Consider the following 983-nt stretch of genomic DNA (forward strand, 5'->3'; position numbering starts at 1 on the left):
TGACACGCCTGGAACAGGCGTTGGATGCGTTGTTCGAATAATGTCGAGGCGGATGCAGGCCTCCGTGGCGAGGGAGCTTGCTCCCGCTGGGCTGCGTAGCAGCCCCAAAAGCAGCGACTCCACCAACCTGACACATCGCAATGCATATTTGAGGGGCTGCTGCGCACCCCAGCGGGAGCAAGCTCCCTCGCCACGGGGGATCGTGCACAGGGCGGGGGCTGTGCACACGGGGGCTGCGGCGGGGCTTTTCAAATATGGATCAAAGCCTTGAACTCCCGCTCCAGCTCCTTAGGGTCGCCCAGGTTCAGCTCTATCAACCGGCGTAAATGTGCGATGGAAGCCAGGTCGATATGTTCGCAGACGAAGCCCAGGTGACCATGGTCATCATGGGCCAACCGAACTTCCATTTTGATCTCCGCGTCAGGGCTCAAATGGATATCGGCCATGAAGGGTTGGTCGGGATCGCCAAGCCAGGGTTCGGGTTTTGTGATCAGCAGCCCCTTGAGGGATAAATCCAATAACTCCACCGGCCAGATAAACGGGCCCTGGCTCAGTTCGGTCCTGGCATGGAATTCAACTCGTACGAAGCGGCGACGTTCGCTCATTACGCATTCCCTCTGGAGATTCACTGACTATAGACCGAACTGGGAGCGCATCGTCACCGTTCGGCAACAGACAGACGAATGTCGGGTATGGCCTTTGCCCGGGTTAGCGCTAAACTCCAGTGGCTGTCTTTCTTGTCCACCCTGGCTGGAATATAAAAATGAAAAACAATAATAGCCTGCTACGCCATCTGCCCTGGCTACTGCTGGCCGTCATAGGCGCGAGCGCCCTGGGCGTCGTGGCCTTGCGTCGAGGCGAGGCGATCAACGCCCTCTGGATCGTCGTCGCAGCCGTGGCCATCTACCTGGTCGCCTACCGCTACTACAGCCTCTTCATCGCCAACAACGTGATGCAACTCGATGCGCGCCGGGCCACCCCCG

The 983-nt window shown here is 58.9% G+C and carries 2 protein-coding genes; one reads left to right on the top strand and one right to left on the bottom strand.

All coding sequences use genetic code 11. The features are described from left to right. Nucleotides 1-248 precede the first annotated feature (248 nt). Nucleotides 249-605, bottom strand: a complete 357-nt coding sequence (locus tag HU767_RS28510) for a PilZ domain-containing protein (protein WP_186706514.1) — start codon at nt 603-605, stop codon at nt 249-251. A gap of 158 nt (nt 606-763) precedes the next feature. On the opposite strand from HU767_RS28510, the gene HU767_RS28515 reads away from it, so the two are divergent. Next, nucleotides 764-983 (top strand): carbon starvation CstA family protein (locus HU767_RS28515; protein WP_272972542.1); only part of this gene is annotated, 220 nt, incomplete at its 3' end.

The sequence above is a fragment of the Pseudomonas sp. SWRI179 genome, from assembly GCF_014268705.1.
Lineage (GTDB): Bacteria > Pseudomonadota > Gammaproteobacteria > Pseudomonadales > Pseudomonadaceae > Aquipseudomonas > Aquipseudomonas zanjanensis.

Excerpts from the sequence above, each read along its gene's own strand:
- HU767_RS28510 (WP_186706514.1), bottom strand. The coding sequence starts at position 605 with ATGAGCGAACGTCGCCGCTTCGTACGAGTTGAATTCCATGCCAGGACC.